This window comes from Ramlibacter sp. PS3R-8, from assembly GCF_037572435.1.
Classification (GTDB): domain Bacteria; phylum Pseudomonadota; class Gammaproteobacteria; order Burkholderiales; family Burkholderiaceae_C; genus Ramlibacter.
On the sequence record NZ_JBBHGT010000003.1, the window covers coordinates 588,176 to 602,141 of the forward strand.

Consider the following 13,966-nt stretch of genomic DNA (forward strand, 5'->3'; position numbering starts at 1 on the left):
TATCAAGCCGCGCGGGCCTTGTCCACCGCGACTGCTGCCGCCGCCACTCCCTGCACCACGTCGCCGACCACGATGACCGAAGGACTCGCCAGGCCTTCGCGTTCGATGGTCGTGGCAAGTTCGCCCAGGGTGGTGACCGCATGGCGCTGGTCCGGCAGCGACGCGCGCTGCACCACCGCCACCGGCGTGGCAGCGGGCAGGGCCGCCAGCAGGTCCTGCTGGATGCGATGCGCGCTGCTGACGCCCATGTAGATGACCAGCGTGAGACGGGCGTCGCGGGCGGTCGCCGCCAGCGACTGCCAGTCCGGCGCCTGCGAACCCTTCTGGGCGTGGCCGGTCAGGAAAATGGCGCCTTGCGCGTGATCCCGGTGCGTGAGCGGCACGCCCAGCGCGGTGGCGGCCGCCAGGCCCGCCGTGATGCCGTTGATGACCTCGACCTGCACGCCGGCGGCACGCAGGTGCTCCACCTCCTCGCCGCCGCGGCCAAAGATGAACGGGTCGCCGCCCTTCAGGCGCACCACGCTTTCACCCTCCCGCGCGGCCATCAGCATCAGCTTCTCGATGAAGGCCTGCGGCGTGCTCTTGCAGCCGCCGCGCTTGCCGACGTACACCACGCGCGCGGTTTTCGGCGCATGCGCGACGACTTCGTGGCTGACGAGGTCGTCCACCAGCAGCAGGGACGCGCCCTGGATGGCCTTCAGCGCCTTCAGCGTCAGCAGTTCCGGGTCGCCAGGGCCGGCGCCGACGAGCGTGACCTTGCCTGTGTTCGTGTTCATGCCTTGGCCAGTCGCAAGATGTGTTCCACCTGCAGCGCAACGGAATCGGGAATGGGCTTGCGTCCGCCCAGGACGTCGCCAATGTAGCCGGCAGTGGTGGAAGCATCCACCTCCTTCGGCAGGTGCGGCAGGTCGGTCAGGGTGCCTTTGCGCCCTTCTTCCAGCGTCACGCGCCGCCCGCGGACGAAGCCGTCCATCTGCGGCAGGCGGCGCGCATCGGCCACCGCTTCGCCTTCGGTGCCGCGCAGCAGCAGCGCCGTCGCGCCCTGCATCTCGAAGACCTGCGCCATCGACACCGCGTATTCCGGGTGCGTGTAGCTGCTGACGATGACCGCCGGGCCATCGCACGGGTTCATCAGCTTGACGACGCTGTGCGCGCTGTTGCGCAGGCCGATGAGCTTGCGCGCATCCAGCAGGCGCTTCAGGCCGGGCGACAGCACTTCGGTGGGGACGAACGCCACCTGGCCATCCGCGATCCGCGTCGAGGCCGAGGACGCGCCGATGTCCATCGCATGCAGCACGTCGCGCACGAAGACGCGCGCGGATTCGGTCTCCGTCCCGTGGATCAGCACAGGCAGGCCGCCGCGCGCCACCAGGCCGGCCAGCAGCGGTGTCAGCACCGGAAGGCGGCGCGCGCCGTTGTAGCTGGGCAGCACGACCACCGGCTTGCCACTGGCGGAGCCTGCGCGCTGCACGCGGGCGTGGGTCGCGTCGAGGAAGCCGCACATTTCTTCGGGCGTCTCTCCCTTCACGCGCATGGCGATGCAGAAGGCGCCGATCTCGAGGTCGCTCACGCTGGCGTCCAGGACCTGGCCGAACAGGTCCTGCGCCTGGACGCGGTCGAGCGCCCGCGCGCCCTGCTTGCCGCGGCCGATTTCCTTGAGGTACTGGCTGATTCCCACGGTCGCGATTGTCCCAGAGGGTTGATGACCTTTGGCTATAAGCCGAATTCGAGCGATGCCGGGGTTCGCGTTTGCGAAACCCGGCCTACCAGGCGAGGCCGAATTCGGCCACCGGGGTCCGGCGGCGCCTCAACCCGGCCTACGGTTCGCTGCGTTCGTAGGCCGGGTTTCGCGCAGCGAACCCCGGCGTCTCGAACGACCGAACCATCCGCTTCAACTCCGGCACGCACGACCCGCAATTGGTCCCGCAACGCAAGGCCCCCTGCAACGATGCAAGCCGTTCCTCCGCCGACCCGCTGCAGTGCGCCAGATGATCCTCGATCGCCGATGCCTCCACCGCAAAGCAGCTGCAGACCTGCTTGCCCTTGGCCTGCAGCGCCAGCGGGGCCTTGGCACCGGGCGCCAGCAACAAGCGGCCATAGGCTTGCGCCGGCAGCTCCTGCAGCAGCAGCGTCTTCAGCCACGCTTGCGCGCTCGTGTCGCCCGCCAGCAGCATCGCCTGCAGGCGGACGTCGGCGTCCTGGCGAACCACCCGGATCGCGCGGCGCTGGGACTTGCGGCGGTCGGCATACCGCAGCGTTTCCGCACCGCCCAGGTCGAAGATCGATTCGAGCTGCTCGAGCAGCGCCTCCGGCGGCGCTTCGTAGGCCGAGGCGCGAAACAGCACGCCGGTGCGTTCCTGGCTCGCCGCCTGCTCGAGCGGCGCGTTGTTGGAGAACGGAACGCACGAGGTGAACGGAAACACGTTCATCAAGGGCTTCAGGCGTTCGCGCACGGCGAGCGCATTCCCCGCATCGAACCAGCCGATGGCCAACAGCGTCCACGGCAGCTCGGAATTGAGGATCTTCACTGCCGCGTGCTTGAGTTCCGGCTGCTTCGAGGTCGGGCAATAGGCGGAGGTGGTGATGGCGTTCACGCCGGCCAGCGGCTCGCCCGTGCTGGACACGCCGCCCAGGTATTCCGAACCCCAATGCATGGCGATGAAAGCCTGGCTCAAGCCCACTTCGCTGCTGGCCTGCACCGGCAGCACGATCGAGCCGCGCTTGGAAGTGACGTGCACCAGGTCGCCGTCGTGCAGCTGGCGCCGCTCGATGTCCTGCGGGTGCATCTGCACCACCGGCTCGGGCACGTGGCCGAACAGTCGGCCCAGCGTGCCGGTGCGGCTCATGCCGTGCCATTGGTCGCGCAGCCGGCCGGTGAGCAGGGAGAACGGATAGCGCGATTCCCGCGGCTCGGCGAGCGGCTGGTAGGTCACGGCGGCGAAGCGTGCCTTGCCGTCGGGCGTGGGGAACACGCCGTCTTCATAGAGGCGCTTGCTGCCGTCGGTGGCGCCGGTTGCGAAGGGCCACTGGCGCGGGGCTTCGTCGAGCAGGGCGTAGGAAAGCCCGGTGATGTCCAGGTCGCGGCCGCGGGTGGATTCGCGGTGTTCGAGCCAGATGGATTCGGGGGACGCGTAGGGGAAGAGGGTGGTCGCGCCGCGCCCCCACCCCGGCCCTCCCCCAGAGGGGGAGGGAGGATGAGTAGAGAGGGAGTTCCTCCCTCCCCCACCGGGGGAGGGTTGGGGTGGGGGCGCTAGCCGCGTCTCCAACCTCCGCGCAAACTCCACCGCGATCTCCCAATCGTGCCGCGTCCCCCCCGGCTTGCCCACCGCCGGCCGCACCCGGCTGATGCGCCGCTCGCTGTTGGTGACCGTGCCGTCCTTCTCGCCCCACGTCGTCGCCGGCAGCAGCAAATCCGCGTAGTCGCAACTCGCCGTGGTGGCAAAGGCCTCCTGCACCACGACGAACTCCGCGCGCTGCAAGGCGCGGCGCACGGTGGACTGGTCCGGCATCGATTGCGCGGGGTTGGTGCAGGCGATCCACAGCGCCTTGATCTCACCGTCGGCGGCGGCCTGGAACATCTCCACCGCCGTCTTCCCCGGTTTCTCCGGCACGGAAGCCAAGCCCCACAGAGCGGCCACTTCGGCGCGGTGTTGCGCATTCGACAGGTCGCGGTGCGCGGAGAGCAGGTTGGCCAGGCCTCCCACCTCGCGCCCGCCCATCGCGTTGGGCTGGCCGGTCAGCGAGAACGGTCCGGCGCCCGGCTTGCCGATCTGCCCCGTGGCCAGGTGCAGGTTGATCAGCGCGGCGTTCTTGGCCGTGCCGCTGCTGGACTGGTTCAGGCCCTGGCAGTACAGGCTCAGCGTCGCGGGCGAAGTGGCGAACCACTGCGCCGCGGTGAACAGGTCTTCCTTGCGGATGCCGCAGGTCTGCGCCACCAGCTCCGGCGTGCACTCGCGCACCACCGCCTTCAGCGCGTCGAAGCCGCTGGTGTGCTGCGCGATGTACGCCGCGTCGGTCCAGCCCTCCCACAGCATGATGTGCAGCAGGCCGTGGAACAGCATCACGTCGGTGCCCGGCTGCACCGGCAGGTACAGGTCGGCCAGTTCCGCGGTGTCGGTGCGGCGCGGGTCGCAGAAGATCACCTTCATCGCGGGCCGGGCAGCCTTCGCCTCTTCGATGCGGCGGAACAGGACCGGGTGCGCGTACGCCGTGTTGCTGCCGACGATGAAGATGCAACCCGCATCGTCCACGTCGTCGTAGCAGGTGGGCGGGGCGTCGGCGCCCAGCGTCATCTTGTAGCCGGCCACCGCGCTGCTCATGCAAAGCCGCGAGTTGGTGTCGACGTTGTTGGTGCCGATCAGGCCCTTGGCCAGCTTGTTGAAGACGTAGTAGTCCTCGGTGAGCAACTGCCCCGAGACGTAGAAGCCCACCGAGTCCGGCCCGTGCGCGCGGATCACCTGCGCGAAGCGGTCCGCCGCCAGTTCCAGCGCCACGTGCCAGTCCACGCGCGTCGGCTTCTCGCCGCGCTGCTCGCGCAGCATCGGGTGCAGCAGCCGGGTGTGAAGCGTCACTTCGGGCGTCGCCGTCAGGTGCAGCGTCGATCCCTTGGTGCACAGCCGCCCGAAGTTGGCGGGGTGGTCCGGATCGCCGCGCACGCCGGTGATCCGGTCGCCGTCGGACCGGATGATGACCCCGCAGCCCACCCCGCAGTACGGGCAGGTGGACCTGGTCTCGGTCACCGGCTGGGCCCGGCCTTGGGCGGCTGCGCGTCGATGGCCAGCGTCGCCAGTTCCACCGGGTCCAGCATCACCTGCCCGGCATCCACGCGGCAGGAGAAGCGCTGGGTACAGCCTTCGTCCGGCGCCTGCGCCTGGCCGTCGGCCAGCGAGATCGTCCAGTTGTGCAGCGGGCAGGCCACGCTGGTGCCGAACACGATGCCCTGCGACAGCGGGCCGCCCTTGTGCGGGCAGCGGTCCAGCAGCGCGAACACCTGGTCCTCGTCGTTGCGGAACACGGCGACGTCCATGCCGTTGGCGCGCGCCACGCGGCGCGAACCCAGCACCGGAATGTCCTCCACGCGGCAGATCGCCTGCCAGTCCTGCGGTTTCATGCCGGCTGTTCCTGCGCGTTGAGCTTGTCGAACTGGCGCGTGTCGACGGCCGCCTTGTCCTGCTCGAACCAGGGATCGGGTTCGCCGCCCAGCGAAAACTGCAGCCGCTCCCACAGCGCCTTGCGGCCCTCGTGGTCGTCGAGGATCTTCTTCTTGACGGAGTCCAGCCCGACGCGGTGGAGGTAGTGCACGGTGCGTTCGAGGTACCAGCCTTCCTCGCGATAAAGCTGCAGGAAAGCGCCGCTGTATTCCAGCACTTCCTCGGCCGTCTTCACCTTGCAGAAGAACTGGCCGGCCTCGGTCTTGATGCCGCCGTTGCCGCCGACGTAGATCTCCCAGCCCGAGTCCACGCCGATCACGCCCACGTCCTTGATGCCGGACTCGGCGCAGTTGCGCGGACAGCCCGACACGGCCAGCTTCACCTTGTGCGGGGCGTACATGCGCCACAGCGCCCGCTCCAGGTCCTTGCCCATCTGGGTGGAGTCCTGCGTGCCGAAACGGCACCACTCGCTGCCGACGCAGGTCTTGACCGTGCGCAATGCCTTGGCATACGCGTGGCCCGAAGGCATGCCGATGTCCTTCCACACATTCTGCAGGTCTTCCTTCTTCACGCCCAGCAGGTCGATGCGCTGGCCGCCGGTGACCTTGACGGTCGGGATCTTGTACTTGTCCACCACGTCGGCGATGCGGCGAAGCTCCGCGGCCGTGGTCTCGCCGGCCCACATGCGCGGGATCACCGAATAGGTGCCGTCCTTCTGGATGTTGGCGTGGCTGCGCTCGTTGATGTAGCGCGACTGCGGGTCGTCCTTGGCCTCCTTGGGCCAGGTGGAGAGCAGGTAGTAGTTCAACGCCGGCCGGCACGATGCGCAGCCGTTGGGCGTGCGCCATTCCATGAACTTCTGGATGCCGGCGATCGTCAGCAGGCGATTGGCCTTGATGGCCTCCCGCACGTCCTGGTGGCTGTGGTCGGTGCAGCCGCACATGGCCTTCTTCTTGGGCGCGGCGGAGTAGTCGCCGCCGGCGGTGAACATGATGATCTGTTCCACCAGGCCGGTGCAGGAGCCGCAGGAGGCGCTGGCCTTGGTGTGCTTGCGCACCTCTTCCAGCGTGAACAGGCCTTTCTCCTTGATGGCCTTGCAGATCGATCCCTTGTTCACGCCATTGCACCCGCAGACCTCGTCGACGTCCGCCATGGCCGCCGCCCGGTTCTGGCCCTGGTGCCCGGCGTCGCCGAGGTTCGATTCGCCGAACATCAGCTTGTCGCGGATGTCGGCGATCTTGCGGCCCTCGCGCAGCAGCTTGAAGTACCAGCTGCCGTCCACCGTGTCGCCGTACAGGCAGGCGCCCACCAGCTTCTCGTCCTTGATCACCAGCTTCTTGTAGACGCCGGCGAAGGGATCGCTCATCACGATTTCTTCCGTGCCTTCGCCGCCCATGAATTCGCCGGCCGAGAACAGGTCGATGCCCGTCACCTTCAACTTGGTCGAGGTCAGGGAGCCGGTGTAGCGGCCGATGCCGAACTGCGCCAGGTGGTTGGCCGCCACCTTGGCCTGCTCGAACAGCGGCGCCACCAGGCCATAAGCGATGCCGCGATGCGCCGCGCATTCGCCCACCGAATAGATGCGCGCATCCGTCACCGTCTGCATCGTGTCGTTCACCACGATGCCGCGCTGGCAGTGCAGGCGTGCCTTCTCGGCCAGCGCCGTGTTCGGCCGGATACCGACGGCCATGACCACCAGGTCAGCTTCGGCTTCGGTGCCGTCCTTGAAGCGGATGGCTTTCACCCTGCCGTCTTCACCGGCGACCAGGTCCTGCGTCTGCGCGCCGATCAGGAACTTCAGGCCGCGCTCCTCCAGCGATTTCTGCAGCAGCTTGCCGGCGACGTCGTCGAGCTGGCGTTCCATCAGCCAGGGCATGACGTGGACCACGGTCGTCTCCATGCCGCGCTTCATCAGGCCGTTGGCTGCTTCCAGCCCGAGCAGGCCGCCGCCGATCACGACGGCCTTCCTGTACTTGGCCGCCGCATCGATCATCGCGTTCGTGTCGGCGATGTCGCGGTAGGCGATCACGCCCGGCAGGTCCTTGCCCGGCACGGGCAGGATGAAGGGCGTGGAGCCGGTGCACAGCAGCAGCCGGTCGTACTCCTCCTCGGTGCCGTCCGCCGCGCGCACGACGCGCTTGACGCGGTCGATCTCCACCACCGTCTTGCCCGCGTGCAGGCGGATGCCGTTCTCCGCGTACCACTCCCACGAGTTCAGCACGATCTCGTCGAGCGTCTGCTCGCCGGCCAGCACCGGCGAGAGCAGGATGCGGTTGTAGTTGGGGTGCGGCTCGGCACCGAAGACGGCGATGTCGTAGAGCTCCGGAGCGATCTTGAGCAGTTCCTCGAGCGTGCGCACGCCGGCCATGCCGTTGCCCACCATCACCAGCTTCATCTTCTTCATGCCGCCACCTTGTGCTTGCGGCCGAAGGCGCCGGCGGGCCGGTGGATCGGCTCCACCTTGCGCTGCTTCTCGTACAGGAAGGTCAGGATTTCCTGCCGGCAGTGGTTGTAGACCTTGTCCTCGGCCAGCGCGATGCGGTTGCGCGGGCGCGCGAGCGGCACCTCCATCACCTGGCCGATCGTCGCGGCCGGGCCGTTGGTCATCATCACGACGCGGTCGGACATCAACACCGCCTCGTCCACGTCGTGGGTGATCATCATCACCGTGCTGCCCAGTTCGGCCTGGATGCGGAGCACCTCGTCCTGCAGGTGGGCGCGCGTGAGCGCATCGAGGGCGCCGAAAGGTTCGTCGAGCAGCAGCACCTTGGGCTCCATCGCGAGCGCACGGGCGATGCCCACCCGCTGCTTCATGCCGCCGGAGATCTGCGAAGGAAGCTGGTGCAGCGCGTGCGACATGTTCACCATTGCCAGGTTGTGCAGGATCCATTCCTCCCGCTCGGCGCCCGAGCGGGTGCGGGCAAAGATCTTGTCGACCGCGATTTCCACGTTCTGGTACACGGTCAGCCAGGGCAGCAGCGAGTGGTTCTGGAACACCACGGCGCGATCCGGCCCCGGCGCGTTGACTTCGCGGTTGTCCACGATCACGCCGCCGGAGGTGGCCTTCAGCAGGCCGGCCACGATGTTGAGCACCGTGGACTTGCCGCAGCCCGAGTGGCCGATCAGCGAGATGTATTCGCCCCGCTGGACCTCCAGGTCGATGCCCCTGAGCACCGGGTTGCCGCCATTGGGGCCGGGGAAGGTCATGTCCACGCGGGACAGGGTGAGGTAGCCGCTCATGGTGTGTCCTCTCTAGCTGGCGGAAGTGCCGCGGGTGACCTTGCGGCCGATGAAGGCGACGATGCGGTCCAGCGCGAAGCCGATGAGGCCCACGTAGATGAGCGCCAGGATGATGTCGCTGATGCGCGAAGAGTTCCACGCGTCCCAGATGAAGAAGCCGATGCCCACGCCGCCGATCAGCATCTCCGCGGCGATGATCGCCAGCCACGACAGGCCGACGCCGATGCGCAGCCCCGAGAAGATGAAGGGCGCCGCCGCCGGCAGCATGATCTTCAGGAAGTACTCCGCGCCGTTGAGGCGGATCACCCGGGCGACGTTGCGGTAGTCCTCCGGGATGTTGCGGATGCCGATGGAGGTGTTGATGATGATCGGCCAGATCGAGGTGATGAAGATCACGAAGATGGCGGACGGGTGGCCGTCGCGGAAGCCGGCCAGCGAGATCGGCAGGCAGGCCAGCGGCGGCACGGTGCGCAGCACCTGGAACAGCGGATCCAGGCCGCGCAGCGCCCAGGTGGACTGGCCGACCAGCACGCCGAGGCTCACGCCCACCAGCACCGCCAGCGAATAGCCGTAGGCCACGCGCTTCAGGCTGGCCAGCAATTGCCAGGCGATGCCCACGTCGTTGCCGCCGCGGTCGTACCAGGGGTGGACGATCAGCTCCCAGGTGTCCTGGATCACCTTGGTGGGCGCGGGCAGCGATGCGCCGGGCCGCGAACCCAGCATCTGCCAGATCAGCACGAACAGGCCGATCACCACCAGCGGCGGCAAGACGTGTGTCATGAAGCCGCGCACGGCATCGCGCGCGAAGGTCGCGACCGGGTGGGGCGCGGCGGGCGCCGCGAGCCCGATCGGTTCGACGATGTCGGAGGTGCTCATGGTGCGGCCTCAGGCGGACTTGATGTTCTTGATCTCGAGCGAGTCGAGGTACTTCTTCGGGTTGGCCGGGTCGAAGACCTTGCCGTCGAAGAACTTCTCGACGCCGCGCGACGTGGAGGTGGGGATCTCCTTGGCGGCGACGCCGAGTTCACTGGCGGCTGCGCGCCAGATGTCCTCGCGGTTGACCTTGGCGATGAGCGCCTTGGTGTCCAGGTTCGGCGGCAGGTAGCCCCAGCGCTGGTTCTCGGTGAGGAACCACAGGTCGTGGCTCTGGAACGGATAGGAGGCGTTGTCCTTCCAGAAGCGCATCTGGAACTTGCTGTTGGCCTCGACGCGGCCGGTGCCGTAGTCGAAGTCGCCCTTGACGCGGTCGATCACGTCTTCCACCGGGGCGCTGATCCAGCGGCGGCGCGAGCAGATCTCGGCCACTTCGGCGCGGTTCTTCGGGTCCTCGCACCACATCTGCGCTTCCATCACGGCCTTGAGCAGCGCCTTCGTGGCATTGGGGTTGGCCTGCACGTAGTCGGCGCGCATCGCGAACGCCTTCTCCGGGTGGTTCATCCACAGTTCGCTGGTGGTCAGGGCCGTGTAGCCGATCTTCTGGTTGATCAGTTGCCGGTTCCACGGCTCGCACACGCAGAAGGTGTCCATGCTGCCCACCTTCATGTTGGCCACCATCTGCGCAGGCGGGACCACGATGGTGTTGATGTCGCGGTTGGGATCCACGGTCCCGGCCGCCATCCAGTAGCGCATCCACAGGTCGTGCGTACCGCCCGGGAAGGTCACCGCGGCATTGACCGGCTTGCCGGTCTTCAGGCGCTTGTCCAGCAGCGCCTTCTTGAACGTCTTGTTGTCCAGCCCGACTTTCAAGTCCTTGTATTCGTTGGCCACCGAGATGCACTGGCCGCCCAGGTTGAGGCGGGCCAGGATGTTGATCGGCACCTGCACGTTGTTGGCCGTCACGGCGCCGGTGCTGATCAGGTAGGGCATGGGCGTCAGGATGTGGGCGCCGTCGATGCCGTTGCTCTTGGAGCCCAGCACAAGGTTGTCGCGCGTCGCGCCCCAGGAGGATTGCTTGAGCACCTCCACCTCGGTCATGCCGTGCTTCTTGAAGAAGCCCTTTTCGTCGGCCACGAACAGCGGCGCGGCGTCGGTGAGCGCGATGAAGCCGAGCTTGGCGGCCTTGGTTTCGAGCGCCGTGCCCTGCGCCATCACGATGCCGGGGAACAGGCTGGTGCCGCCGAGGGCGGCCGCGCCTTGCAGGACGGTACGGCGGGTGACCGGGGTGGTGGGGTTGTGCATCGTGTGCTCCTGGGTTGCGAAGAGATAAAAGAAAACGGCGCCCGTCGCACTGCGCGCTCTTGCACGCAGGGAGGGACGCCGTTGTCCGGATGTCGGTGTGTTCGCGCGCCGCCGTTGGCGCCCGATCTCGATGGGGTTATGCAGGGACCGTGCCAGCACGCAGTTGTCATCCCCGCCAAGGCGGGGATCCAGGGCTTTCACGGGCAACGAATGCGGGAGCCCTGGATTCCCGCCTGCGCGGGAATGACGGATAAACGTGCGCAGCGCACTCTTTTTGTGCACTGCAGCAGTGCACCCTGCCTCAGCGTCCCCGCCCCGGCAGCACCTCCGCCAACGACAGCACCGCCTCGGCGACGTCCACCAGCCGGCGGTTCTGGTTCATCGCCATCTGCCGCAGCGCCTTGTACGCCTCGTCCTCGCTCATCTGCCGGTGCGCCATCAGCAAACCCTTGGCGCGCTCCACCGCCTTGCGCTCGTTCAGCGTCGCCCGCACCGCATCGAGTTCGTCGCCCATCGCCTGCAGGCGGCGCGACTGCTCCTGCAGCATGCCGAGCATGGAGCGCTCCAGGTGCGGCCCATAGACCGTCGCCTCCTCCGGTCCCGGATCCAGCGCGCCCCTGGCCAGCGCATCGAGCATGGCGCGCTGGTCCCGCAATTCGCCGCGCGCCTGCGCGATGCGGTCTTCGCACAGCGTCCGCAGGTGCAGTGCCAGCACGTCCTCGACGCTGCGCATCGCGTCGATGCGGCGCGTGAGCAGCTCGAACCAGGCGGGGCTGAGATTCGCGTCCAGCGGGCCCGGGCGGCCGGCGCAGGCGACACGCCGCAGCCGATCGACCTCCGCCAGCAGCGACGCGTCGCGGCTGGAATGGTCGACGCGCAGCACCTCGGCATCCGCGAAATCGCAGAACACCTGGAAGCACGCCTGCTGCGACTCCACCAGGTGGCGCCACTGCTGCTGCCCGGCCCCGTCGATGGCGCCGGAGGCGAAAGCCCCGGCGCCGAAGGCGCGCTCCTGGCCTGCGAATTCCTTGCCCTGCATGAAATTGAACATCGCCACCAGCGCGCGCGAGATGGCGGGGTCGGTCGCGCTGTCGGCCGCCTCGAACACCACTGCCAGCAACCCGGCGACCAGCTTGACGAAGGCTGCCGTCGCTTCGCGCGTCGAGACCGCCCGCGCCGCCACCTGCTCGCGCAGCTGCGCCAGCCCGTCCAGGCCGTGCAGCACCACCGCCACTCGGCTGAACAGGCGCGCGCCATTGCGCACGTGGCTGGACGCGGTGTCCAGGAGGTCGAATTGGGCGCGCACCTGCTGCTCGGCGAGCCCGCATTCGGCCACCTGTTGCAGGCGCTGGTCCGCAAAGCGGCTGCCGTGGGAGCCGAGGAACACGTTCGACAGCCCGCGCTCGCGCTGCAGCGCGTGGACCAGGCGGCCGATGGCGCCGACCAGCTCGCCCGTGCGCGCCAGGTGCTCCAGTTCGGCGATCTCGCACTGGCGGGCAGCGAGCAGGAAGCTGGATCCGGAAGTCATTGGAGCGTCATGCAGCAACAAACATGCCGCCGCCGTGAGGGCAAGGGCCCGCCGCTACACTCGCCGCATGATCGTTCTGGGCATCGAGTCCTCCTGCGACGAGACCGGTGTCGCGCTGGTCGAAACCGCCGGGACGCAAGTCCCGGTGCTGCGCGCCCACGCCCTGCACAGCCAGGTGGAGATGCACCAGGCCTACGGCGGCGTGGTGCCGGAGCTGGCAAGCCGGGATCACATCCGCCGCGTGCTTCCGCTGGCCGAACAGGTGCTGGCGGAGGCCGGTTGTCGGCTGCCCGACATCGACGTGGTGGCATACACACGCGGGCCGGGGCTGGCCGGCGCGCTGCTGGTGGGCGCCGGCGTCGCCTGCGCGCTCGGCGCCGCGTTGGGCAAACCGGTGCTCGGCGTGCACCACCTCGAAGGCCACCTGCTGTCGCCCTTCCTGGGCCAGGATCCGCCGCAATTCCCGTTCATTGCCCTGCTCGTGTCCGGCGGGCATACGCAGCTGATGCAGGTAGAAGGCGTCGGCAGCTACCGGATGCTGGGCGAAACCATCGACGATGCGGCCGGCGAGGCTTTCGACAAGTCCGCCAAGCTGCTCGGCCTGGGCTATCCCGGCGGGCCTGCGCTGTCGCGGCTGGCGCAGCAGGGCGATCCCGCCGCCTTCAAGCTGCCGCGGCCGCTGCTGCACAGCGGTGACCTGGACTTTTCCTTCGCCGGCCTCAAGACCGCCGTGCTCACCCAGGTGAACAAGCTGGGTGGCGAACTGCAAGCGCGCAAGGCTGATTTGGCGGCATCGACGGAAGCGGCCATCGTCGATGTCCTGGTGAAAAAGTCACTGGCGGCGCTCGAAAGCAGCGGCCTGCAGCGCATCGTGGTGGCCGGCGGCGTCGGCGCCAACCGGTTGCTGCGGGCCCAGCTCGACGCGGCATGCCGCAAGCGCGGCGTGCGGGTGCACTACCCGGAACTCGCGCTGTGCACGGACAACGGGGCCATGATCGCCCTGGCGGCGGCCATGCGGCTGCAGGCCGGGGTCGAGCAGGCCCGCCTGTCCTACGCGTTCGACGTCAAGCCGCGCTGGCCGCTGGACGCGCTGGCCGGCGCTTAGGAATCTCCCCGACACGTCCTTCGACCCGTCGAAGGGTTTCCCTGAGGGTTGCGCGCGCCGCTCGTGCCTAAGATGAGGCATGGACCCGGCCGCTACTTCCCCGCAACCCTTCGAAGACCCGGCAGGCGCCTGGAACCGGCGCTTCTCGGAAAGCGGCTACCTGTTCGGCACCGAGCCCAACGGCTGGCTGGTGGAGCATGCCGACGTGTGGCAGGCTGGCCAACGGGTGCTGAGCATCGCGGACGGGGAAGGCCGCAACAGCGTCTGGCTGGCGCAGCGCGGCCTGACCGTGGATGCGTTCGACATCTCCGAGGTGGGCGTGCGCAAGGCGCGCGACTTCGCGCGCATCACCGGCGTGAAGGTGAACTTCGCGATCTCCGACATCGTCGACCTGCGCTGGCCGCACAACATCTACGACGGCGTCGCCGCCATCTTCTTCCAGTTCGCCGACCCGGTGCAGCGGGCGCGCATCTTCAAGGGCATCGTCGCCTGCCTCAAGCCGGGCGGCACGCTGGTGCTGCAGGGCTATACGCCCAGGCAGCTGGACTACCGCACCGGCGGCCCGCCGCGCGCGTCGCACATGTACACGCCGGAGCTGCTGCGCGAAGCCTTCGCAGGGATGGAGATCCTGGAGCTGCGCGAGTACGAGGCGGAGCTCGCCGAAGGCAATGGGCACAAGGGGCATTCGGCGCTGATCGGGATGGTGGCGCGCAAGGCCACTTGAACATCGGCTCCAGTAGGCCCTGTAGGCCGGCGGTGAGCGCG

The 13,966-nt window shown here is 68.3% G+C and carries 11 protein-coding genes; 2 read left to right on the forward strand and 9 right to left on the reverse strand.

The window, feature by feature from the left end:
• Positions 1–2: 2 nt before the first annotated feature.
• The 9 genes from cobA to WG902_RS14355 all read right to left on the reverse strand — a co-directional run bounded on the left by cobA (position 3) and on the right by WG902_RS14355 (position 12,096).
• Entirely contained in the window at positions 3–776 is a 774-nt protein-coding gene (gene cobA, locus WG902_RS14315; RefSeq protein ID WP_340060783.1) for a uroporphyrinogen-III C-methyltransferase, read from the reverse strand.
• Positions 773–1,678: a DNA-binding protein YbiB gene (gene ybiB / locus WG902_RS14320; RefSeq protein ID WP_340060784.1), complete on the reverse strand. Its 906-nt coding sequence runs from the start codon at positions 1,676–1,678 to the stop codon at positions 773–775. The genes cobA and ybiB overlap by 4 nt, the downstream gene beginning before the upstream one ends.
• Positions 1,679–1,817: 139 nt before the next feature.
• Positions 1,818–4,739, reverse strand: a complete 2,922-nt coding sequence (locus WG902_RS14325; RefSeq protein ID WP_340060785.1) for a nitrate reductase — start codon at positions 4,737–4,739, stop codon at positions 1,818–1,820.
• On the reverse strand, positions 4,736–5,110 hold the full coding sequence (nirD, locus tag WG902_RS14330; protein WP_340060786.1) for a nitrite reductase small subunit NirD: 375 nt from the start codon (positions 5,108–5,110) through the stop codon (positions 4,736–4,738). Before nirD ends, WG902_RS14325 begins: the two co-directional genes overlap by 4 nt.
• Entirely contained in the window at positions 5,107–7,554 is a 2,448-nt protein-coding gene (gene nirB / locus WG902_RS14335) for a nitrite reductase large subunit NirB (protein WP_340060787.1), read from the reverse strand. Before nirB ends, nirD begins: the two co-directional genes overlap by 4 nt.
• Positions 7,551–8,390: an ABC transporter ATP-binding protein gene (locus WG902_RS14340; RefSeq protein ID WP_445263689.1), complete on the reverse strand. Its 840-nt coding sequence runs from the start codon at positions 8,388–8,390 to the stop codon at positions 7,551–7,553. Before WG902_RS14340 ends, nirB begins: the two co-directional genes overlap by 4 nt.
• 12 nt (positions 8,391–8,402) lie before the next feature.
• Positions 8,403–9,266 carry a nitrate ABC transporter permease gene (gene ntrB, locus WG902_RS14345; RefSeq protein ID WP_340060788.1) on the reverse strand — a complete coding sequence of 288 codons (864 nt, stop codon included), beginning with the start codon at positions 9,264–9,266 and terminating at the stop codon, positions 8,403–8,405.
• Between the two features lie 9 nt (positions 9,267–9,275).
• On the reverse strand, positions 9,276–10,568 hold the full coding sequence (locus WG902_RS14350) for a CmpA/NrtA family ABC transporter substrate-binding protein (RefSeq protein WP_340060789.1): 1,293 nt from the start codon (positions 10,566–10,568) through the stop codon (positions 9,276–9,278).
• A 301-nt stretch (positions 10,569–10,869) separates the two neighbouring features.
• A complete protein-coding gene (locus WG902_RS14355; RefSeq protein ID WP_340060790.1) occupies positions 10,870–12,096 on the reverse strand; it encodes a nitrate- and nitrite sensing domain-containing protein in 1,227 nt (408 codons plus the stop codon).
• Positions 12,097–12,163: 67 nt separating this feature from the next.
• Here WG902_RS14355 and tsaD point away from each other — a divergent pair, with 67 nt between their 5' ends.
• Both tsaD and WG902_RS14365 read left to right on the forward strand, forming a co-directional pair.
• On the forward strand, positions 12,164–13,201 hold the full coding sequence (tsaD, locus tag WG902_RS14360) for a tRNA (adenosine(37)-N6)-threonylcarbamoyltransferase complex transferase subunit TsaD (RefSeq protein ID WP_340060791.1): 1,038 nt from the start codon (positions 12,164–12,166) through the stop codon (positions 13,199–13,201).
• A 79-nt stretch (positions 13,202–13,280) separates the two neighbouring features.
• Positions 13,281–13,925 carry a class I SAM-dependent methyltransferase gene (locus tag WG902_RS14365; protein WP_340060793.1) on the forward strand — a complete coding sequence of 215 codons (645 nt, stop codon included), beginning with the start codon at positions 13,281–13,283 and terminating at the stop codon, positions 13,923–13,925.
• The last annotated feature ends 41 nt before the right edge of the window (positions 13,926–13,966 follow it).

What these genes read in the sequence shown, in the direction of transcription:
- cobA (WP_340060783.1), bottom strand. Translation starts at nt 776, where the DNA reads ATGAACACGAACACAGGCAAGGTCACGCTCGTCGGCGCCGGCCCTGGC.
- nirD (WP_340060786.1), bottom strand. Translation starts at nt 5,110, where the DNA reads ATGAAACCGCAGGACTGGCAGGCGATCTGCCGCGTGGAGGACATTCCG.
- nirB (WP_340060787.1), bottom strand. Translation starts at nt 7,554, where the DNA reads ATGAAGAAGATGAAGCTGGTGATGGTGGGCAACGGCATGGCCGGCGTG.
- WG902_RS14340 (WP_445263689.1), bottom strand. Translation starts at nt 8,390, where the DNA reads ATGAGCGGCTACCTCACCCTGTCCCGCGTGGACATGACCTTCCCCGGC.
- ntrB (WP_340060788.1), bottom strand. Translation starts at nt 9,266, where the DNA reads ATGAGCACCTCCGACATCGTCGAACCGATCGGGCTCGCGGCGCCCGCC.
- WG902_RS14350 (WP_340060789.1), bottom strand. Translation starts at nt 10,568, where the DNA reads ATGCACAACCCCACCACCCCGGTCACCCGCCGTACCGTCCTGCAAGGC.
- WG902_RS14355 (WP_340060790.1), bottom strand. Translation starts at nt 12,096, where the DNA reads ATGACTTCCGGATCCAGCTTCCTGCTCGCTGCCCGCCAGTGCGAGATC.
- tsaD (WP_340060791.1), top strand. Translation starts at nt 12,164, where the DNA reads ATGATCGTTCTGGGCATCGAGTCCTCCTGCGACGAGACCGGTGTCGCG.
- WG902_RS14365 (WP_340060793.1), top strand. Translation starts at nt 13,281, where the DNA reads ATGGACCCGGCCGCTACTTCCCCGCAACCCTTCGAAGACCCGGCAGGC.